The sequence below is a fragment of the Sphingobacterium spiritivorum genome, from assembly GCF_016724845.1.
Classification (GTDB): Bacteria; Bacteroidota; Bacteroidia; order Sphingobacteriales; family Sphingobacteriaceae; genus Sphingobacterium; species Sphingobacterium spiritivorum_A.
Genome location: NZ_CP068082.1, coordinates 631,431 through 652,796, shown reverse-complemented (window position 1 = coordinate 652,796; position 21,366 = coordinate 631,431). Strand labels below are relative to the sequence as shown.

The window sequence follows — 21,366 nt, the reverse complement described above, 5'->3', positions numbered from 1 at the left end:
ATCACAAATTGATCTATAAAAATAGCAAAAGAACCCGAAAAGTAAAGGTCTTAAATTCCCTTTGCTGTTTTTCTGTTTGTAAAGAATTCGCTGATTTCTGTAACAGAATGTGCGTTAAGACAGTTTGCTGCAGATACTCCTCCTTTGCGTGCTACATAGACACCGTAGTGCATATCCAAAAGTCCTTCTGTACGGTGTGCATCCGGATTGATCGATAACAATACACCTTTTTCGATAGCGTATCTGTGCCATCTCCAGTCCAGATCGAGCCGCAGAGGATTGGCATTAATCTCGATAACGACCTGATTTGCGGCACAGGCATCTATTATTTTTTTGAAATCCAATGGATATCCCGAGCGGCTTAATAATAATCTTCCTGTTGGATGCCCCAGAATAGTAGTGTATGGATTTTCTATAGCTTTTATCAATCTGTCTGTCGCTTTCTCTTCATCCATTTTGAGATTGGAATGTACAGAGGCAACTACAAAATCAAATTTAGCGAGTATCTCATTCGGATAATCCAGAGATCCGTCCGAAAGAATATCAGATTCAATACCTTTGAAAATACGGAATGGCGCCATTTTTTCGTTCAGCGCATCTACTTCTTTCCATTGTTGTTCCAGACGATCTATAGACAGACCGTTTGCATAAACCGCCGTACGGGAGTGATCGCAAATACCAAAATATTCTAATTCCAGATCCTCTTTACTGTATCGCGCCATTTCAGTCAGACTATGGACGCCGTCACTATATGTAGAGTGGTTGTGAACTGTGCCTTTTAGTTCTTCAAAAGTGATCAGCTGCGGAAGTGTATCGGTCTTTGCTTTTTGGATTTCATCCAATCCTTCTCTAAGTTCGGGTTCGATATAGGCTAATCCGAGCAACTGATAGATTCCGGCTTCTGTAGAGGCTGACGGAAGCGGTTGTTGTATGGCTTCTAATTGTTGGATATGAAGTTCTGAACCTGTAGTTTCTAAAAGTGTGTGCGCAAAATTTTCCGGATCTGTAGTTAAAAAACGGAAGAGAAAGCCATTGCTGTCTTTTGCTTCGATCTGATCCGGGGCTTGCTCCTGAATCTGTATATCGGGAATCGTAGTTAATACCTTTTGCAGCTCTTCTGTTGGAGCGGATAGTAAAAAATCTACACGATCTAGTATTTCAACTTTTCTTCTGAATGCTCCGGTATAAGAAACTGCTGTATGTTCAGGTAAGGCCATACGCAGTTTATTGAGAATTGCTTCTGCAGAAGGTAAGACCTTCGCATATAGAAACCAGCCTTGATTGGCAATAGAAAATTCTATGTTTTTCTTTATATCTTCCTGCGTTTTGAGACCAAAGCCTTTAGCTTCTACCAGACGGTTTTCATTGCATGCATAATACAGTTCTCCCACAGATTCAATACCGAGTTCTTTCCATATAATCAGTATCTTTTTGGGTCCCAGACCTTTTATCTGAAGCATGTCCAATAGTCCGGGAGGCGTATTGGCGATCAGCTGATCCAGTTCTGTAAAGGATCCAGTCTGAATAATTTCCTGTATTTTTTCTGCCGTGCCTTTGCCGATTCCCTGTTGAGCACTGAGATCTTCAACAGTCGCTGTAGCTGCAGAAAAGGGCAATTTGTCAATTTTAAAAGATGCGGAGGCCATTGCTTTAGCCCTGAACGGATTTTCATTATGAAGTTCCATAAGCTGACTTCCCAGCTTAAATAGCTTAGCAATGACCTTGTTATCCATATCTTAAATGTTGTTTTATTCTGTAAGTGCCGGTTTTTTTTCTTCTGGTTTCGGCCGCTCATATTTATTGATGATCAGGCGGATTCCACCATTCATTGTAAAGAATTTGATCGACCAGTTGACGAAAGTAACCAATTTATTTCTAAATCCGAAGATCGACATCAAGTGAACAAACATCCATACAAACCAGGCAAAGAATCCCTGGAACCTGATTTTGCCCATATCTACGACAGCTCTGTTACGGCCTATTGTAGCCATAGATCCTTTGTCGAAATAGCTGAAATTTTCAAGAGGCTGATCATTAAGCAAGTGCATGATCTGATGTGCTACGAATTTACCTTGCTGTTGTGCAACAGGAGCGACACCTGGTAATCCTCTCGGAAGATCTTCTGTGATCATGGCGGAGACGTCTCCGATAGCGAATACATTTTCCAGACCTTCGACTCTGCAGGTTGCATCTGTTTTGATGCGGTTGCCACGCTGGATAATATCTTTTTCCAGACCCTCAGGGAATTGTCCCATGACACCTGCGCCCCAGATAACCGTTTTGGTATCTATGCTCTCTCCGTCGCTGAAAGTGATCGTATTACCATTGTAACCTGTCACCTGTTTATTTAATAATACTTTTACCCCTAATTCTTTCAGATATGTTTCTGCTTTTTCGGATGCCTGCGGAGATAGTGCGGCAAGGATCTTGTCCTGTCCTTCTATCAGGTAGACATTCATTTCCTGAGTGGATAATTCAGGGTAGTCTTTTCTAAGGATGTTGTTACGGATCTCAGCGATTGCTCCTGACAGCTCTACACCGGTTGGACCACCACCGACGACGACGAAGTTGAGGTAGGGAGCACGCTGTGTCGCGGTCTCTCTCAGGACTGCTGCTTCCAGATTTTGAAGAACATAACTTCTGATGTTGAGCGCTTCACGTATACTTTTCATCGGAAGCGAGTATTTGGCAACTTCCTGGTTTCCGAAGAAATTTGTGGTAGCACCTGTCGCAACAACCAGATAGTCGTAATCGAAATCTCCGACATCTGTTCTTACAATTTTAGTGTCGGTATCAATATGCGATACTTCTGCTATTCGGAATTTAAAATTTTCCTGCGATTTGAACATCTTCCGTAACGGGAAGGAGATGGCATCGGCTGCAAGTGTTCCTGTAGCGACCTGATAAAGCAGGGGCTGGAACGTGTGATAGTTATTGCGATCCAGAAGTAATACTTCTACATCTTTGTTTTTGAGGTGTTTAGCAACTTCCACTCCACCAAAGCCACCGCCTATGACGATAACTCTTGGAAAACTTCTCTCTGAACGACTGCTTAGCATATTAGTTGTTTTATCTTTATTCTATTAACTTTTGCAAGTTTTTGCAAATATCTTAAATTTTATTGCAGTAAACTAAATTATTTGCAACTAACCTTGTACACATGCGATAAAGAGATCTTTCAAGAAGGCAGATTAACAACGTGCGTTGACCGAAAAGACAGAAGCACTTTTTGCCTGTTTGTAGATAAGTCTTTTTCAATCAAGGGTATTCTTAGTGTACAAAGTACACAAATTTAAGAATAATAATTAAAAAGGCTTATTGTAAGGCCCCTTTTATTTTTATTCGTAGCCCGTCATTTTCATTGCCGAGTCTGATCTGACAGGCCAGTCTGCTCTCATCATCCGCATCCGGTAAAGTATCCAGCATATCCAGTTCCTGATCCTGTGGTTCGGATAGATTTTCTGCTCCTTCCAGTATCTGTACATGACAGGTCGCACATAACGCCATCCCTCCGCAGGTGGCCAGAATCTCGTATTCTGAAGCCTTCAGGATCTCCATGAGGCTCAGATTTATATCTGTCGGGATTTCTACATCTTTTACTGTTCCTTCCCGGTCTTCTACATGTATGGTGATTAAATTATCCATGTGATTTTATTAAAAAGCATTTACTCCGTTGACAGTTGTATATTTAAATGAAAGTTTCTGATCCGGATACACATATTTGAAAGCACTCTGTGCCATTAATGCTGCTTCATGATATCCGCAAAGAATAAGTTTCAATTTTCCCGGATAGGTATTGATGTCTCCGATGGCGAATATCCGCTCTACGTTAGTTGAATAATCAAAGGTGTCTACAACTATTGCATTCTTATCTATACTGAGTCCCCAGTCTGCTATAGGTCCCAGTTTGGGACTTAATCCATACAGCGGAATAAAATGTTCGGTATTAACAACTACTGCTTCTTTTTGCTTGTTTTGTAAATGTACTTCCTGAAGGGTACCGTTTCCCTGTAAGGCTACCAGATTGTGAGAAAGCAACAGATCGATTTTTCCTTCATTGGCCAGTTTGTATACTTTCTCTGCTGAGTCCGGAGCTCCGCGGAAACTGTCGCTACGGTGTACCAGTGTAATGCTTTTCGCCACATCGGCCAGAAAAATTGTCCAGTCCAGCGCAGAATCACCTCCACCGGCTATCAGGATATTTTTATCTCTGAATCGTTCCGGATCACGTACCATATAATGTACGGAGTTGTGTTCAAAAGTATCCAGATTCCGGATTTCAGGTTTACGGGGTTCAAAACAACCTAATCCGCCTGCGATCACGACAACCTGACAATGAATAACTGTTCCCTCAGAGCCGGTAACATAATAAGAACCGTCTTCCTGCTTCTGCAGTCCTTCAACCCGCTCACCTAAAGTAAAGGTAGGGTGGAAGGGGGCTATCTGCTCCATCTGATTGTTGATCAGTTCCTGTGCATTTATAGCAGGATAACCTGGGATATCGTAGATCGGTTTGTGCGGATAGATTTCAGAAAGCTGACCTCCTACCTGAGGAAGGACATCTATTAAATGGCATCTCATTTTTAATAAGCCAGCCTCAAAGACAGCAAATAGTCCCACCGGACCAGCTCCGATTATACAAATGTCAGTTGTTATCATAGCTTTCTATGTTTAAGTTATCGTGTATGGTATTAAGTATTCGGGTGAAATGTTTGAAATCCTCATCTGTGAGATTGTCCCAGGCTTTGGTCCGTATCTGTGTAATATGAGGCGTTAATGATTGGACTTTATTCAGGCCCAGATCTGTTAATTTAAGATAAAGTGAGCGTCTGTCTGTGGGATGATTGTGACGTTCGGCCAACCCTTTCTTGATCAGCAAATCCACAATCCGGGTCAGTGTAGGCTGATCTTTACCACACTTTTCAGCCAGCTCCTTTTGTAACAAATCCGGATGTTCAAAGAGTGTTTTTATGATTGTCCATTGATCCACTGTAATATCGAAGCCCATTTCCGTAAAGGAAGATTGTGCGTATTGCTTTACCTTTTTCGCAGTCCGGTCCAGGATAAATGAATACTCGTTGAATTTTTCGTTTTGCATAACAATATTTAGTACAACAAATATATGAAAGATTATATTAAGTTGAAACCGGTTTTGTTAGTCCATTGTCAATATTGATTATAAAAAAGAGGGCTTTCATCACTGATGAAAGCCCTCTGTATGGTATTAAGTTATGTGCTTGATTATGGTCTTGCAGGCTCAACCTTTTTAAGGTCTGCTTTTTCTGCCATGTGACGTCCTTTACGGAAGTCATATACAGAAGGTGCTGCAAGGAAAATTGAGGAGTATGTTCCTACTACGATACCGATAAGGATCGCAAAGGAGAATCCACGGATTACTTCACCTCCGAAGATAAACAATACCGCCAATACGAATATAATGGTCAGTGATGTAATGATCGTACGGCTTAAAGTTGTATTAATCGCATGATTCACAATATCACTCATTTTCTCGTTATGACTGTTTGGTTTGTTTACGTACTCTCTAAGTCTGTCAAATACAACTACCGTATCATTTACAGAGTAAGCGATTACAGTCAATATCGCTGCCACAAAGTGTTGGTCGATATCAAGAGAGAATGGAACGATGCCATCTAACAGCGAGAACAACCCTAATAAGATAACCGCATCGTGGATAGTTGCAATCGCAGCTCCGGCAGAATACTGCCATTTGCGGAAACGGATCAGAATGTATGTTGCAATGATAATAATCGAGAAGATAGCCGAATAGGTAGCTCTTGATTTGATATCATTTGCAATTGATGGTCCTACTTTTTGTTGTGAAAGGATTTCATGTTTATTTCCTCCAATCTTAGACAAACCAAGGTTCAGTTTATCCAATACTTCTTTATCTACGGCATCACTGGTCTCGTCAATCTTGTAAGTTGTCGTAACGCGTACCTGATTTTCACTTCCGAAAGTTTTTACCTCAGTTGTTTTCTGGAATACTTCATCCAGATTCTGGCGTACATTTTCCAGATTAACAGCTTTTTCAAAACGTACTGTATACGTACGCCCACCCTGGAAATCTACCCCAAGCGTGAATCCTTTCGTAAAGATAGATCCCAGACAGATAATGGCCGCAATAATCGATACGATATAGAATTTTTTACGGTTTTTGATAAAGTTGAAGTTTGCATTTCTCAAGGTATTGGCAGACCAAGGGTAAGATACAGAGATCTTCATGTCTTTGTCTAACATGAATTCGAAGATCAGACGGGAAATGAAAATTGCTGTAAACAATGATGTAACAATACCTACCATCATCGTTGTTGCAAAACCTAAGATTGGCCCGCTACCAAAGAAGAAGAGTACAATACCTACAAGGAAAGTCGTGATCTGTGAATCGAGAATAGACGGCATCGCATGTTTATAGCCATCCGCAATCGCCTGACGCATAGATTTACCCAGACCCAGCTCTTCCCGTATACGCTCATATATCAGTACATTGGCATCTACCGCCGTACCCATAGTCAATACGATACCTGCAATACCTGGTAAGGTAAGCACTGCATTTAAGGAGGCCAGTACACCTAATAAGAAAAATACGTTGACAATAACAGCAATGTTTGCTGCCCATCCTGCACGGTTATAATAAACAACCATGAAGATCAATACCACTACGAAAGCGATTATAGCAGAGTTGACCCCTGCATCGATTGCTGCCTGGCCTAATGAAGGACCTACGATAGCCTCTTCAACGATCTTAGCCGTTGTAGGAAGACGACCTGCTTTTAATACGTTTGCTAAATCTTTTGTGTCATCTGTTGTAAATGATCCGGAGATCTGTGAGCTTCCGTTTGGAATTTCTTCATTTACATTTGGAGCAGAGTACACAACATTATCTAATACAATAGCAATAGCCTCTTTATTTTGAGCTGCTTTTGCAGTGATTTTACGCCATTCACGTGCACCTTCATTATTCATCTGCATCGATACCACAGGTTGATTTGTCTGTGGAGCGATGTCATTTTTTGCATCTGTAATAACATCACCTGTCAATACCGCGCCATTATCAATACCTGAAGGTCTGATAGCATAAAGCGATAATGCATTAGGCGAATTTTGTTCAGGTTTTACAGCCCAAAGCAGTTTCAGGTTAGCAGGGATAATAGATTTTATCTCTGGTTTTGCTAATAAGGCGTTTACTTTTGCAGTATCTTTTAGTTGCGCAATACCGACCATAGGGCCTGGTACCAATTGCATCTGGTTGTTTGCTCCCATAGCAACTGAAGGTGTCAATACGGCAAATAGCGGGTTGTCTTCACCCAGTTTTGCATTTACAGCTGCAGAATCTGATTTTCCTTTACCGGCACCCAGATTGGCTAACAGATTCTCTTTTTTAGTTGTATCTGCTTTTGTAGTATCAGCGGAGGAAGTTTTTTGTGCTTTAAGCGTTGCCGCTAATGTTTTGTTTACATTTTCCAAAAGCGGATATACCTGGAAATTGCTATGTGTTTCATAGAATTCCAGTTTGGCAGATCCCTGAAGAAGTTTGCGTACACGTTGCTCATCATTGACACCCGGAAGCTCAATAAGAATACGGTTTGTTCCTTGTTGAATCTGGATATTCGGAGATGCTACTCCAAATTTGTCAATACGGGTACGAAGTACTTTATATGAATTCTGGATAGCATTATCGGCTTCTTTTTGCAGGAAATTAGCTACTTCTTTATCCGAACTTGTCGCCTTGATTAAAGAAGAGTTAGATTGTGTAGCAAAAAATGAAGCTAATGGAGTGCTTGCTCCACTGGATTTGTAGTCTTCGATAAATAAATCAACTAATGATTTATTGGAAGATCTGCTTTTCTTTACAGCATTTCCTAATGAAGTGTTGAATTTTTCATCTTTCGGATTGTTCGCCAAATTGGTGATCAATTCGTCTAATGAAATTTCCATTGTCACGTTCATACCGCCTTTTAGGTCAAGGCCTAAAGCCAGTTCATTAGCTTTTACTTCTCTGTACGTGTACTTCGCTATTCCCAGATTGTACACAACCTGTCCAGCCATCGAATCTAAATAAGCCTTTTCTTTCGTCATGTCACCTTTGGCGAATGCCTCAGCGTCTTTTTCTACTTTACGGCTCACAAAAGTGAATGATAGGGAATAGAGGCATGCTAACGATACCACTATCACCAAAAATTTAATCAGCCCTTTACCTTGCATTGTCTATTTTAGTGTATTAGTTTGATATATAGTATATTTATAATTTGCTCCGGTTGTATTACATTTTACCAAGAATGGCAAAGGTATAAAATTTTTGTATAATGAACCCGACATGATTAAAATAATTATCAAAAGCAAGAATTATCGACAATTTTGTTTGTAAAAGCTTCTCTATTTGTTGATAAACAGATATGTGGACTTGCAAGCCGGGAAATATGAAACAGGATTGTGGCTTTTGATTATACAGGAGGAGGGGTGAACAAAAAAAAGAGCCTGACGGATATCTGTCAGGCTCTGCTCAAAGATTTGATATTTTCTATCTCAATGTGTATTTGATACCTAATGAAAATTCAGATGCATCAAAGTCACTATTGTGATTTAACTGCCAGTAAGGTTTCCAATCTACGTGAAGACCGATAGGAGCACTAGGGATTTTGAACTCAAGACCTGCCTGAGGACGTAAAGCGATAGCTGTGAAATCATTGCTACCAGCGTCGATAAATGAGATTTGAGGACCAACACCTACATACCATCCCAGACCGTTAGTGCCACGGAAAGGTCTTGCATACTGATAATCTGCACCAATACCTACAACATTATCGCCGAATAATACTTGAACCTGACCTTGATTAGTTCCTCCAAAAGAAGTTTTGTATTGCACTCCAAATGCATCAAATGGTGAATCAAATACAACTCCTATAGCCGCTCTTTGCGGAGACTGTGCTTTTGCTTCTTGGGCACCTAATGCCAAAACAGCTGCTGCTGCAAATGAAAGTAATAATTTTTTCATAATAATGTTATGTTGTTTTTCTGTTAAATTACGATCAACACTTTGCAAATAGCTTGCCAAAAATCAAGATTGATATATTTTTTATGCAGAAATTATAATTAAACAATCATCATCTGGTTGTCAATTATAAAAAAACGTTTTATAATCCGATTATTATTTGTAATTTTGCCTGGCAAATAGAAACTCCAACACGTATTTGCCATGCAATTAGATCCACAAAAATTCGTAGCAGAAGGTCTTACCTACGACGATGTATTATTAATCCCAGCTTATTCAGAAATTTTGCCGCGCGATGTAGACACGAGCACATATTTGACTAAAAAAATCAAGTTGAATATTCCTTTGGTCTCTGCCGCAATGGATACCGTAACAGGTTCTGACTTAGCTATTGCTATCGCTCAGGCCGGAGGTATCGGTATGCTGCATAAGAATATGACGATTACAGAGCAGGCTGCTGAAGTCCGTAAAGTGAAGCGTTCGGAAAGTGGTATGATCCAGGATCCGGTAACACTGCTGGAAACGGCTACTGTAGGTGATGCATTCAAAATCATGAGTGAACATAAGATCGGAGGTATTCCTATTATAGACGGATCAGGTAAATTGGTCGGGATTGTTACAAACAGGGATCTGCGTTTTCAAAAAGACATGAAACGTCCGATCAGCGAATTAATGACCCGTGATAATCTGGTTGTAGCTCCTGAAGGAACGGATCTGGTGCAGGCTGAACTGATACTTCAGAACTATAAAATTGAAAAACTTCCTGTCGTAAATGACGAAGGACTTCTGAAAGGGTTGATCACCTTTAAGGATATACAGAAATATAAGCATTACCCCAATGCTGCAAAAGATTCACATGGACGTCTGCTGGTCGGAGCTGCAGTAGGAGTCACTCCTGATACATTAGATCGTGTAGACGCTTTGGTAAAGGCAGGTGTAGATGTCGTCACTATTGATACTGCACATGGTCATTCAAAAGGAGTAATAGATAAGCTTAAATTAGTAAAATCAACGTACCCTGATCTTCAGGTTATCGTCGGAAATATTGCTACGGGTGCAGCAGCAGCTGATCTGGCAGCAGCAGGCGCAGACGCTGTAAAAGTAGGAATCGGTCCCGGTTCTATCTGTACTACACGTATTATAGCTGGTGTGGGGGTACCGCAGTTGTATGCTGTATACGAAGTTGCCAAAGCACTTAAAGGTACAGGAGTTCCTTTGATCGCTGACGGTGGTATCAAGCAGACAGGTGATATTGCAAAAGCTATTGCAGCGGGTGCAAGTACTATTATGGCTGGATCACTATTTGCTGGTGTAGAAGAGGCTCCGGGAGAAACGATTATATATGAAGGACGTAAGTTTAAATCATATCGTGGTATGGGATCTATTGAGGCCATGGAAAAGGGGTCCAAAGATCGTTACTTCCAGGATGTGGAAGATGATATTAAAAAGCTGGTTCCGGAAGGAATTGTAGGTCGTGTTCCTTATAAAGGTACGCTCGCTGAAGTAGTATACCAATACATCGGTGGTCTTCGTGCTTCAATGGGATACTGTGGAGCCGCAACAATTTCAAGTCTTCAGGAGGCACAGTTTGTAAGAATTACAGGAGCAGGACTTCGCGAGTCGCATCCGCATAATATTTCAATTACAAAAGAAGCTCCAAACTACAATAGCAGAGGCTAATTTCGGATTGGAAAATATTAGAAACGGGCATTCAATTTTTTGGATGCCCGTTTTTATTAACCTTATTCTTTGTGATTTAGGATATAAATGGTTAAATTGTAAATCGTTAACTATTTTTATTACATCACTTAACAATATAATAATATGGGTAAAGGAGATAAAAAATCAAGAAAAGGGAAAATTATTATGGGTTCTTATGGTAAAAAACGCCCTCGTGGATTTCAAGCGAAAGCTGTTGTCCCGGAAGCTACAGATACCGGAAAAGCTGCAGTAAAGAAGAAAGGTAAGGAAACTGCCTGATACAGATTCCGGAATTTAACACCGGAGCAGGAGAGACCGGCAAACTTGAATAAGTATGCCGGTCTTTCTTTTTATCCTTCCATCACCTGATTTTCAAAAAATAATTGCTTCTCATTTTCCTGTTGACATACTGTTGTCATTCGTCCGGATTAACTTTGAATCATAATCAAAACAGGATAAATATGAAAACAAATGAAATTATCAGCAAGGCAGAATTATTGAAACACTGGCAGGGACACCGTAGCCTGACACGCCGGGTCATAGAAGCATTTCCGGAAAAAGATTTGTTTGAATTTAAAGTAGGCCCTATGCGCCCGTTTTCATTAATGGCACAGGAGCTGATCTCTATCGCAGGTCCCGGATTAAAAGGTATAGTGAATAGAGTAGAGGAACCTTACAGCGAAAAAATAGACCTTAAAACAAAACAGGAAATTCTTGACGAATGGGATAAAGTAACCAAAGATGTAGATATGTATTTTGATAAGATTAAGGAAGAAGATTTTCACGAAACCTTTAATCTTTTTGGTGAGTACAAATCACCTGTATATGAAAATCTTCTTTACTTTATTGATAATGAAATTCATCATCGTGGTCAGGGGTATGTGTATCTCCGGGCTTTAGGAATTCAGCCTCCGCCATTCTGGGAGCGATACTAGTCATTGTTTATATAAAGAAAGGGGTTCACTTGTGAACCCCTTTCTAACTTTAGGACTGATTTATATCAGCTTATCGCTGACAATCTGCTGTCCAGATTTTATTTTCCTTTGTGAATGCTATAGTCAGTTTTCCTGCGTCAATACGGATCAAAGCGCCTTCTGAAGAGTTTACATTAACCAGGGTGTTATCTCCTTTTTTCTCAAATTCTACTCCTTTAAGATCCGGAATATCGTTGTTAAAGTAAAAAGTATAGGAATTGCCTAATTTTTGTACGGTTACTGTTCCGTCTGCCAGCGGTTTGTTGTTCTGGCTGTTTCCAAGATCGGTATAGGAAATTTTACCATTGTACTTCCCTACGAAGATGTCATTGTCAGCAGGATCATCATCTTTACTACATGCTGAAAATATAACAACAGTGAACACTAACAGCCCCAAGATCTTAATCATTTTTTTCATAGTGGTAACGTTTTTATGTTTGTTAAAGATTCTGTTTATATGCAGAATAAAGACAAACCCGGTGCCAAAAACGTGTATCAGGTGGTAATGTTGCTGATTAACAGTATGATGCGATAAGAGTTATTTGATGAGTCCGGCGACTATGTTAATGGTCAGAGCGACTACAAAAGTATTCAATGCAAACGAAAGGAGTCCGTGAAACAGTGCCACATGTCTTATCTTTTTACTGGATATCTCTACATCCGAAACCTGAAAAGTACAGCCTAAAACAAAAGAAAAATAGGCAAAGTCAAGATAATCGGGTTTCTCTGATCCCGGAAAATCCAGACCTCCTGCTTTTTTGTCTTCATCATTATAATAAAGCCGTGCATAATGAAATGTATAAATCGTATGTACGAGCGCCCAGGAGGCAATCATGCTGGCTACAGCAATCCCTATATTGCTGATATTAAGAGAAGTATTGTCTGTAGGGGACTCGATTACAAATAATACTGCAAAAAGACAGGTGAAAGAAGCTAACAGGATAAATAAGGTGACAACAATCCGGCTTCCGTCCTCAATGGTGGCCAGTTTAATAATCTTTTGAATCGGCATAGTATAGAAGGTCGCCCAGGCTATCAACAGGTAAGTAAGCGAAAAGGCCAGCCAGCTATATAAGAGCTGAACCATGATGTTTTCATTTCTCGGAAATACGAAAAAGACAACTACAGCGAATACCAGTGCTATCAGTCCTCTGTGTATGGGTCTCAATCGATGGATAAATAATTCTTTAGGCTGCATATCCGATGAAATAAAGAGAGATATCCTATCCTCCTTGCCAGCAGTGCTGATTGGAGAGGATAGGAATATTAGTTATTTGGATCCTGTTCTTTTGATGATCATGATCGATTTGTACTTGTCCAGATCAAAATGTGGAGATTCCAGTTTCAATTCTGTAGGAAAAGGAAAATTCTTATCAAAGAAATAGATGGTCGTAGAGCTTCCGTAGTCATTGGTCGGGAATAAATCTGCAGCACCTTCATAATCTGCATTTGAAATATCACCTACTGAAATGGCATATATACGGATAATACCACCTTTATTTTGTTCATTACGCACGAAAGCGACTTCTTTAAAATCTCCTTTCAGATCTGCGATACTTTTTTGTGTCAGTGAGTCTTTAAAAATAAATCCTACGATCAGTATAATTGGGATGATCAGCAACCAGGCTTTTTTGTTTTTGCTCTTCATTAAAGCGAAATTTTAATATTCAGAAGTTTGAAAAATTCTTTTAAAATGGCCTGATGTCCCGGCCATGCAGGAGAGGTTACCAGATTGCCGTCCACTACGGCCTGATCTGCAGGTATATTTTTCCATGTTCCGCCGGCAAGTTCAATGTCCGGTCCTACAGCGACATAGGCGGTCAGGGTGCGTCCTGCCAGTACTTTTGCAGCAGTCAACACCTGTATGCCATGACAGATAGCAGCTACAGGTTTGTTTGCATTAAAGAAATGCTGCGTAATTTCCAATACACGCTTATTCAACCGGATATATTCTGCAGAACGCCCGCCTGCAATGTAAAGTCCGTCATATTCTTCGGGATTGACACTATCGAAATCCTTGTTGATGCCGAAATTATGCCCGCGTAATTCTTTGTATGTCTGATCTCCGGTGAAATCGTGTACTGCTGTGGGTACTACATCTCCTTTTTTTCGTTCAGGAGCAATGGCGTCTACATCAATTCCTATTGCACCCATTGCCTGAAAAGGTACCATTGCTTCATAATCTTCGACATAGTCGCCTACTAATAATAAGATTTTCTTTGCCATGATCGTCTAAATTTTTTATAGTGTTAAATATACAAGTAATTGCTTTGACCGGCAGATCTGTTTAGTAAAATATACGTCACGAATTGCCTTGAAGTTTTTCGGCCATTGTTCTTTTCGTTTTCCGGACTTTGGCCTCCAGCTGACTTCTCAGCAACATATTAACGACGCCTTTTCCTTCTTCAAAGTTGTCATTGAAGCTCGGGAGTGAAAAGGTGTCCAGGACATCTCCTCCGTCAAACGGCATTCGTGCTGTAGCGATACCTAATACGGACTGACCGCCTCTTGCGCCAGGGCTTGTAGCCATCAGAAAAATGGGTTTGTCGGCATATATCTTTCTTTTGGGAATACGGGAAATCCAATCGATCAGATTTTTGTAACCTACATTATAATTGCCGTTGTTCTCCGCTAATGAGATAAGAATAAGATCTGCCCAGTCGATCTTGCTGACGAAATTATGCACTTCCTGAGGTATTCCGATTTCTTCTTCAACCTGCTTGCTGAACAGAGGGATAGGAAAATCATTCAGATCGACAATCTCAATAATATCTTCGGCTTCTTTGTAATATCTGGATACAGATGATACCAGTTTTTTATTTATAGATACGGAACTGTTGCTTCCTGCAAAAGCTAATATTTTCATATCGTAAACTTAACTAAATTTTATATCTTCAGCCTAATTAAAACTATAACAATGAAATCTAAACCTTGTTTTTTACTTCTGTTTCTAATGGTTTGCTTTTTTAAGGGGTATGGTCAGACAGCTATTCACTGGTTAGATCCTTTAGCTGGAAATGCTGTATCAGGCAGGATCCCGGGATTAGCGCAGAGTCATGACTATGGCCGCCTTCCGGCTTCTTTAAAGGAACAGGTGCGGGAACCGGTATGGTCTTTAGGTACAAATTCAGCAGGTTTGTTTATAGATTTTCAGACAGATGCAGATTCTATTTTGGTCAGATATACACTGAAGGGCTCGTTTGCTATGCCACATATGCCCTCAACCGGTGTAAGTGGTCTTGATCTGTATGCTTTTGATCCGGTCAAAAATACCTGGAACTGGGCTGCAGGGAAATATGATTTTAGCGATACATCTTCATTTGTTTTTTCGAATATAGAATCTAATTCTGCTCTGCGGTATCGTTTATATCTGCCTTTGTATAACTCGGTTGGCTGGATGAATATCGGCGTGCCGGAAGGGAAAAAACTGGAGTTCTTGAAGAAGGAAATTAAGCCTGTAGTGGTATACGGTACTTCTATCGCTCAGGGAGCCTGTACTTCAAGGCCAGGATTGGCGTGGACTAATATTCTGGGGAGACATCTGCAGACGCCTGTGATTAATCTGGGTTTTTCCGGTAACGGACGATTAGAAGAACCGATCTTAAACCTGATGAATACTGTAGATGCCCGTGTATATGTGCTGGATTGTATTCCTAATCTGGGTATTACAAAAAATCTTTCCGAAAAACAATTGGATTCGTTGGTTAAGAATGCAGTAAGGATATTGCGTGTGAAACACCCAAAAACACCAATAATTATTACAGAGCATAGTTCCGGACTGGATCCGCAGGTGATGAATCTGGAGTCAAATGCAGCCTATACCCGTTCGACAATGATTGCAAGAAAGGCATTCCGGGATATGCAGCAATCCGGAATAAAAGATCTGTACCTGCTGTCGAATACAGATATAGGTCTGGATCTGGAGTCAACGGTGGATTATGCTCATCCGAATGATCTGGGTATGATGAAGATTGCCCGTGCCTATGAAAAACTGATTAAGAGCATACTACATTAAAAAAATATCCTCACCCGGATGAGCAGGTGAGGATAGTATAATATAGCTAAGAAACAGCCTAGAGTTTACTTTCTTTTTTCTTTTTGCGCACTTCGGGTTTTGAAACCTTTTTGAGTTCATACTGTCTTTCCAGATACATAATGATCTCACCTGCGATATCTTTTTTGGTCGCTTTTTCTATACCTTCCAGTCCGGGGCTTGAATTGACTTCCAGTACCAGCGGGCCTCTTTCTGATGGTATCATATCCACTCCGCAGACGGTCAGACCTAATTCAGCGGCAGCAGCTATGGCTGTGTCTTTTTCTTTTTTTGTCAGTTTGATAACTTCAGCACTTCCGCCTCTGTGGATATTCGACCGGAACTCACCCTCTTTGGCTGTTCTTTTCATGGCTCCGACAACTTTTCCTCCAACGACGAAGGCACGTATGTCAGTCCCCTTGGATTCTTTGATGAATTCCTGAACGAGAATATTATTTCCTAACCCATAGAATGCTTCAATTACAGATGAAGCCGCTTTTTTGGTTTCAGCAAGTACGACACCTATTCCTTGTGTTCCTTCAAGCAATTTGATGACAAGCGGCGCGCCACCGACCATGCTTATCAGGTCATCTACATCGGAGATCGTTCGTGCAAATCCTGTCACCGGAAGTCCGATACCGGCACCGGAAAGAATCTGCATACAACGCAGCTTGTCCCGGGAACGGGTAATAGCCTGACTTGGGTTGGCTGAAATAACACCCATTACCTCAAATTGACGTACAATAGCAGATCCATAAAAGGTAACAGAAGAACCTATCCGCGGAATAATCGCATCGATAGGGCCGATCTCCTGACCACGATAATGAATGCTTGGGCTGTCCTGGCGGATGCCTACGTAACATTTGCTGTGATCCATGACCACACACTCATGCCCTCTTTTCTCAGCAGCCTCCACGAGTCTTCGTGTGGAATACAAAGATTTATTAGTTGAAAGAATAGCGATTTTCACTGAACTGATAGTATTGTGTTGTTATAACAAATGATATGCTGCTTGGTTTTCCTTTTGCAAATTTATAAGGAAGAGCTTTCTGAGAGGTTGTATTTTGAAACGTCTACAAGGAATTTTTTGCTTATAAAATTTCGCCCAAGAAGCATTGGAAATTTCATCCCCGAACGATTACGGAATGAAAGTTTAATATTATATAGTTGATCGAAGAGTTTAATCTTAGTAAAGATCATATACCTGATCTCTGAATGTCCAAAAGAGCTTTTTACAACTCCCTGGCGTACTATCGGAAATCGGATGACACGCGTGCTCTCTGTCTCAAAATCGTCGATGATCGTGCATTGTATAAATTTGTGTCCGTTTTCTTCTTCAATATGATATTCTTCACAATGAAGAACAGAAGTACGGGCACCTGTATCGATTTTTGCCTTAAAATTGTACAAGCCAAGTTCCGGCAGATCTACCGTTTCATACCAACCTATGGTTCGCATTTCAGCCATATATCTACCGTTTATTCGTATTCAAATGTTCCGTAAGGAGAGTGGATCGTTACTTTTTTGCCTGAAGCCTCCTCTACATGGCCTACAATCTGCGCAGGGATACCAAATGATTCAGATATCGTAATAATATCCTGAGCAATGTCTTCAGAAACGTACAATTCCATGCGGTGTCCCATATTGAAAACCTTATACATCTCCTGCCAGTCTGTTTTTGATTCTTTCTGTATCAGATCAAACAGTGGTGGAATAGGGAACAGATTATCTTTGATAACATGCACATTATCCACAAAGTGTAATACTTTGGTTTGTGCACCGCCTGAGCAATGTACCATTCCATCGATTTGCGAACGATACTTATCTAAAATAGTCTTGATAACCGGAGCATATGTACGGGTCGGTGATAAAACCAGTTTACCGGCTGTGATGCTTTCTCCGTTGCCTATTTCAACAGGATCTGTTAATCCTTTACCACCGGCAAATACCAGATCATAAGGAACAGCAGGGTCAAAGCTTTCCGGATATTGTTCGGCAATTGCTTTATGAAATACATCATGACGGGCGGATGTCAGTCCATTGGAACCCATCCCGCCGTTATATTCTTTTTCGTAAGTTGCCTGTCCGTATGAAGCAAGTCCGACGATTACATTTCCAGATTTGATGTTATGATTAGAAATTACGTTATTACGAGGCATACGGCAAGTAACAGTACTGTCAACAATAATCGTACGCACAATATCGCCTACATCTGCAGTCTCTCCGCCTGTCGAGTAAATACCGATACCCATATTACGCAGTTCAGAAAGTATTTCTTCCGTTCCGTTGATGATTTCCGCAATCACTTCTCCCGGGATCAGGTTTTTATTTCTTCCGATAGTAGAAGACAACAGGATATTATCTGTTGCACCTACGCAGAGCAGGTCGTCAAGATTCATAATGATAGCATCCTGTGCAATACCTCTCCAAACAGAAGCATCTCCTGTTTGCTTCCAGTATACATACGCCAATGAAGATTTTGTACCTGCACCGTCTGCATGCATTATATTACACCATTCCTCATCACCAGCCAGAATATCAGGGATGATTTTACAAAAAGCTTTAGGAAATAATCCTTTATCAATGTTTTTGATTGCATTGTGTACATCCTCTTTACCTGCGGACACACCTCTTTGGTTGTATTTTAAATCTGACATCTTGGGGCAAAAATAGTCAATCATCCTGATATTTACAGGATAATTGGCGAATATTAAACGGATTTGAGTATTGACCAGGAGTCTACCAGTTTGTCAAAGGAGAACCTGGCATTTGCAGGGCTGGTACTGGGCAGGCTGTGATAAGATATCTGCGCAAGTCTCTTATGATATCTATCATACAATTGCTTTGCTTTATTACCGTTAAAAATAACATGTTGTATAGAAGGTACATGTTGTAAAAGACTGATAATATCGTTAGGGAGTTCTGAAAGTATAGCGGTATCCATACTTCCCGGACGTATTGCTGAAGCACAGGTGTCCCAGAGTGCAATATGATGATCTTCCAGAAACTGAATGCGTTTGGAATAATCAGATTCGTATTCTTTTTCCATAAGATGAAATAATAATTTCCAGAACCGGTTTTGCGGATGTGCGTAGTATTGCTGCTGCCCCAGGGATTTATCTCCGGGTAAAGAACCCAGAATTAAAAATTTTGGGGAAAGACCACAGACAGGAGGAAAAGATTCTTTTAGCATATCCTAAAATTACAAAAAACACCAAATTTATTAGTCATCTCAGTTTCAGATAGCAGATTTCAATGATGATGTTCGTGAGCTGTAGGTTCTGCTTTGATATTACACAGTACTGAGTTATCATGTTGGTTAGCGGATGTTTCCAACTGAATAGTTACATGATGAATGTTTAAGTGTTCCAAATCGTGTTCTATTTTACGAAGCATTTTTTCGCTTTCTTCAATTGTCATTTTTTCATTTACTACAGCGTGGCAGGTTAATGCGTTTAGACCGCTTGTGATTGTCCATATGTGCAGGTCATGTATATTGTCAATACCTTGAGTACTCAGCATTTTTTTTGTTACCTTTTCAACTTCAACATTATTCGGAGTGCCTTCCATAAGAACATGTATTGCTGATTTGGTAACTATGTAACCGCTTCGTAATACCAGTAGAGAAACGATAATACTTGCCAGCGGATCAGCCCATCCCCATCCAAAAAACATAATAAGTAATGCAGCAATGATAGCACCAACCGATCCCAGCATGTCACTTAGTACGTGCAGGTATGCTCCCCGCATATTGAGATTTTCCTTGACATCCGCACCACGCATCATTATCCACGCCACAAGTACATTTATCAATAAGCCTATAAATGCAATTATGAGCATTCCTCCTGAAGCAATCTCTGGCGGGTTTTGGAAGCGTTCAACAGCTTCATATATAATATAAGCTGAAATCAGAATTAAAGTTGCGCCATTGATGACTGCAGCCAATATTTCAAATCGTTTGTAGCCATATGTTTTTCCATAATCAGCTACTTTGTTGCTGAATGTAAAAGCCATCAGAGCAATGAATAGTGAAATGGCATCACTCAACATATGTCCTGCATCTGCTAATAAGGCAAGGCTATTTGTAATCAATCCACCAATAACCTCTATTGCCATATAACCTGTGATAATCACTAAGCTAATAGTTAGGGTCTTTTTATTCGCCGTATGTGATTGAGTATGTTCGTGATTACTTCCCATAGTTTATAGTTTTTTCAAATTTAAACGTAAGCTGTTGCCTGTTAATAGCTGTTGTCTCAGCCCTTTTATATTAACATCGTAAAATTGACAATTATATCGTGGGTATCCGTTATAGAATTTTGTGTTTAATTTGCAAGATTTGCAGATTGTCTATCCGATTCCTTCTGTTTTTCTAAAATAATCTGTTGAATAGAGAATCCTCGAATGAAAACCCCTGAGCTTTTGTACGACCCGTATACATAATATTTCATTATCTCTAATAAACACATCATTGTTGCTGAAAGAATCAATCCGATCTTTATTAACACTGTAAGAACAATTGATCCTGATAAAATTATTTGCCGGCAATAGCTTGTTAATATTCTTTAGATTGGTATACGTGATCAGCTTTTGGTTCTATTCGCTTCAACGTATAATCCTAGGTTTGCAAAAAACAACTTAAATTTATTAAGTTGTTTTTTGCGTTTAGCCTCATTTACTCCTCGATTCTTTCTTCGGAATTTTATTTTTAATAGTGCTTGTTTTTGAAATTAAAATGATATAGTTTTGATATCATATCAATAACATAAAAATTTGAATTATGGAAAAGTTAATCAAACCTATTTCGGGCTTTTTAGCATTATTAATTGCAGTAGCATGTTTCGCCCTTGCCATATATTGTATTGTTCTGGCCAAGGACAATCCGAGTTTTGGATTTCTAAGTGCATTGTTGTTTATCGTTTTTGCTTTTACGCTTAAAGGTCTGATGATTATCAGCCCTAATCACTCCCGTGTACTGAGTTTTTTTGGCAGATATGTAGGAACGGTAAAAGAAAATGGCTTGTTTTTTATTAATCCTTTGTATTCCAGTATCAAAGTGAGTCTTCGATCCGACAACTTGCAGGGGCAGACCCTGAAGGTTAATGATAAAATGGGCAATCCTATTGAGATCGGAGCTGTAATTGTGTGGCAGGTAGGAGATACCTATAAGGCTTCTTTTGATGTAACGAACTACACTTCATATGTTCGTACGCAGAGCGAAGCGGCTGTGCGTCATCTGGCCGGAAGTTTTCCGTATGATAATCTTGAAGATGAAGAGGCTTCCATTACACTTCGTGAAGGTGGGGATACGGTCAATCATATTTTAGAACAGGAATTGACCGATCGTCTGGCTCCTGCCGGGATTGTGATTAAAGAGGCCCGGATCAGTCACCTGGCCTATGCTTCAGAGATTGCGGGAGCAATGTTGCAACGTCAGCAGGCAACAGCTATCGTGGCGGCCAGAGCTAAGATTGTAGAAGGTGCTGTAGGTATGGTAGAAATGGCACTTCATAAGCTTTCGGAGAAGGATATTGTAGAGTTAGACAATGAGAAAAAAGCAGCGATGGTCAGTAATCTAATGGTGGTACTTTGCGGTGAAAAGGCAGCCTCTCCAATAGTCAACGCAGGTACTTTGTATCAATAAAATT

General features: G+C 40.2%; 23 protein-coding genes. 5 read left to right on the top strand and 18 right to left on the bottom strand.

Going from position 1 to position 21,366, the window contains the following annotated elements; all coding sequences use genetic code 11:
• Positions 1-50: 50 nt before the first annotated feature.
• From I6J03_RS02680 to I6J03_RS02650, 7 genes are all read right to left on the bottom strand, one after another.
• Entirely contained in the window at positions 51-1,733 is a 1,683-nt protein-coding gene (locus tag I6J03_RS02680; protein WP_003010610.1) for a helix-hairpin-helix domain-containing protein, read from the bottom strand.
• 15 nt (positions 1,734-1,748) lie between these two features.
• Positions 1,749-3,059 (bottom strand): NAD(P)/FAD-dependent oxidoreductase, encoded by a 1,311-nt coding sequence (locus I6J03_RS02675; RefSeq protein WP_003010612.1) that lies wholly within the window; start codon positions 3,057-3,059, stop codon positions 1,749-1,751.
• Positions 3,060-3,315: 256 nt separating this feature from the next.
• Positions 3,316-3,645: a 2Fe-2S iron-sulfur cluster-binding protein gene (locus I6J03_RS02670; protein ID WP_003010614.1), complete on the bottom strand. Its 330-nt coding sequence runs from the start codon at positions 3,643-3,645 to the stop codon at positions 3,316-3,318.
• Positions 3,646-3,654: 9 nt separating this feature from the next.
• Entirely contained in the window at positions 3,655-4,659 is a 1,005-nt protein-coding gene (locus I6J03_RS02665) for an NAD(P)/FAD-dependent oxidoreductase (RefSeq protein WP_003010616.1), read from the bottom strand.
• Positions 4,646-5,098 carry a MarR family winged helix-turn-helix transcriptional regulator gene (locus I6J03_RS02660; RefSeq protein ID WP_003010617.1) on the bottom strand — a complete coding sequence of 151 codons (453 nt, stop codon included), beginning with the start codon at positions 5,096-5,098 and terminating at the stop codon, positions 4,646-4,648. The genes I6J03_RS02665 and I6J03_RS02660 overlap by 14 nt, the downstream gene beginning before the upstream one ends.
• Before the next feature lie 143 nt (positions 5,099-5,241).
• Positions 5,242-8,223 carry a protein translocase subunit SecDF gene (gene secDF / locus I6J03_RS02655; RefSeq protein WP_201694135.1) on the bottom strand — a complete coding sequence of 994 codons (2,982 nt, stop codon included), beginning with the start codon at positions 8,221-8,223 and terminating at the stop codon, positions 5,242-5,244.
• Positions 8,224-8,539: 316 nt separating this feature from the next.
• Positions 8,540-9,013 carry a hypothetical protein gene (locus I6J03_RS02650; RefSeq protein ID WP_003010619.1) on the bottom strand — a complete coding sequence of 158 codons (474 nt, stop codon included), beginning with the start codon at positions 9,011-9,013 and terminating at the stop codon, positions 8,540-8,542.
• A gap of 201 nt (positions 9,014-9,214) precedes the next feature.
• On the opposite strand from I6J03_RS02650, the gene guaB reads away from it, so the two are divergent.
• The 3 genes from guaB to I6J03_RS02635 all read left to right on the top strand — a co-directional run bounded on the left by guaB (position 9,215) and on the right by I6J03_RS02635 (position 11,646).
• Complete coding sequence (gene guaB / locus I6J03_RS02645) at positions 9,215-10,690, top strand: IMP dehydrogenase (protein WP_003010620.1); 1,476 nt, start codon at positions 9,215-9,217, stop codon at positions 10,688-10,690.
• A gap of 144 nt (positions 10,691-10,834) precedes the next feature.
• Positions 10,835-10,990 (top strand): 30S ribosomal protein THX, encoded by a 156-nt coding sequence (locus tag I6J03_RS02640; RefSeq protein WP_002993631.1) that lies wholly within the window; start codon positions 10,835-10,837, stop codon positions 10,988-10,990.
• Between the two features lie 182 nt (positions 10,991-11,172).
• Positions 11,173-11,646, top strand: a complete 474-nt coding sequence (locus I6J03_RS02635) for a DinB family protein (RefSeq protein ID WP_003010621.1) — start codon at positions 11,173-11,175, stop codon at positions 11,644-11,646.
• A gap of 70 nt (positions 11,647-11,716) precedes the next feature.
• On the opposite strand, the gene I6J03_RS02630 is transcribed toward I6J03_RS02635, so the two are convergent.
• The 5 genes from I6J03_RS02630 to I6J03_RS02610 form a co-directional block, all read right to left on the bottom strand.
• The gene (locus I6J03_RS02630) at positions 11,717-12,103 is read right to left on the bottom strand and encodes a hypothetical protein (protein ID WP_003010622.1); all 387 of its coding nucleotides are present in this window, start codon (positions 12,101-12,103) and stop codon (positions 11,717-11,719) included.
• Between the two features lie 120 nt (positions 12,104-12,223).
• Positions 12,224-12,883 carry a DUF1345 domain-containing protein gene (locus I6J03_RS02625; protein ID WP_003010623.1) on the bottom strand — a complete coding sequence of 220 codons (660 nt, stop codon included), beginning with the start codon at positions 12,881-12,883 and terminating at the stop codon, positions 12,224-12,226.
• A 72-nt stretch (positions 12,884-12,955) separates the two neighbouring features.
• Positions 12,956-13,333 carry a hypothetical protein gene (locus I6J03_RS02620; protein WP_003010624.1) on the bottom strand — a complete coding sequence of 126 codons (378 nt, stop codon included), beginning with the start codon at positions 13,331-13,333 and terminating at the stop codon, positions 12,956-12,958.
• The gene (locus tag I6J03_RS02615; protein WP_003010625.1) at positions 13,333-13,911 is read right to left on the bottom strand and encodes a DJ-1/PfpI family protein; all 579 of its coding nucleotides are present in this window, start codon (positions 13,909-13,911) and stop codon (positions 13,333-13,335) included. The genes I6J03_RS02620 and I6J03_RS02615 overlap by 1 nt, the downstream gene beginning before the upstream one ends.
• Before the next feature lie 76 nt (positions 13,912-13,987).
• A complete protein-coding gene (locus tag I6J03_RS02610; protein WP_003010626.1) occupies positions 13,988-14,551 on the bottom strand; it encodes an NADPH-dependent FMN reductase in 564 nt (187 codons plus the stop codon).
• A gap of 51 nt (positions 14,552-14,602) precedes the next feature.
• On the opposite strand from I6J03_RS02610, the gene I6J03_RS02605 reads away from it, so the two are divergent.
• Positions 14,603-15,700 (top strand): SGNH/GDSL hydrolase family protein, encoded by a 1,098-nt coding sequence (locus I6J03_RS02605; RefSeq protein ID WP_003010627.1) that lies wholly within the window; start codon positions 14,603-14,605, stop codon positions 15,698-15,700.
• Between the two features lie 58 nt (positions 15,701-15,758).
• On the opposite strand, the gene rimK is transcribed toward I6J03_RS02605, so the two are convergent.
• The 6 genes from rimK to I6J03_RS22860 form a co-directional block, all read right to left on the bottom strand.
• The gene (gene rimK, locus I6J03_RS02600; RefSeq protein WP_037459541.1) at positions 15,759-16,688 is read right to left on the bottom strand and encodes a 30S ribosomal protein S6--L-glutamate ligase; all 930 of its coding nucleotides are present in this window, start codon (positions 16,686-16,688) and stop codon (positions 15,759-15,761) included.
• Positions 16,689-16,750: 62 nt separating this feature from the next.
• Positions 16,751-17,185, bottom strand: coding sequence for an ATP-dependent zinc protease family protein (locus tag I6J03_RS02595; RefSeq protein ID WP_002993647.1), 435 nt, complete (start codon positions 17,183-17,185; stop codon positions 16,751-16,753).
• An 11-nt stretch (positions 17,186-17,196) separates the two neighbouring features.
• A complete protein-coding gene (locus I6J03_RS02590; RefSeq protein WP_039990314.1) occupies positions 17,197-18,375 on the bottom strand; it encodes an AIR synthase related protein in 1,179 nt (392 codons plus the stop codon).
• A 53-nt stretch (positions 18,376-18,428) separates the two neighbouring features.
• Positions 18,429-18,911: a DNA-deoxyinosine glycosylase gene (locus I6J03_RS02585; RefSeq protein ID WP_003010629.1), complete on the bottom strand. Its 483-nt coding sequence runs from the start codon at positions 18,909-18,911 to the stop codon at positions 18,429-18,431.
• Positions 18,912-18,970: 59 nt separating this feature from the next.
• Complete coding sequence (locus I6J03_RS02580; RefSeq protein ID WP_317192129.1) at positions 18,971-19,834, bottom strand: cation diffusion facilitator family transporter; 864 nt, start codon at positions 19,832-19,834, stop codon at positions 18,971-18,973.
• 234 nt (positions 19,835-20,068) lie between these two features.
• The gene (locus tag I6J03_RS22860) at positions 20,069-20,266 is read right to left on the bottom strand and encodes a hypothetical protein (RefSeq protein WP_394370155.1); all 198 of its coding nucleotides are present in this window, start codon (positions 20,264-20,266) and stop codon (positions 20,069-20,071) included.
• 232 nt (positions 20,267-20,498) lie between these two features.
• On the opposite strand from I6J03_RS22860, the gene I6J03_RS02570 reads away from it, so the two are divergent.
• Positions 20,499-21,362 (top strand): SPFH domain-containing protein, encoded by an 864-nt coding sequence (locus I6J03_RS02570; RefSeq protein ID WP_003010635.1) that lies wholly within the window; start codon positions 20,499-20,501, stop codon positions 21,360-21,362.
• Positions 21,363-21,366: the final 4 nt, after the last annotated feature.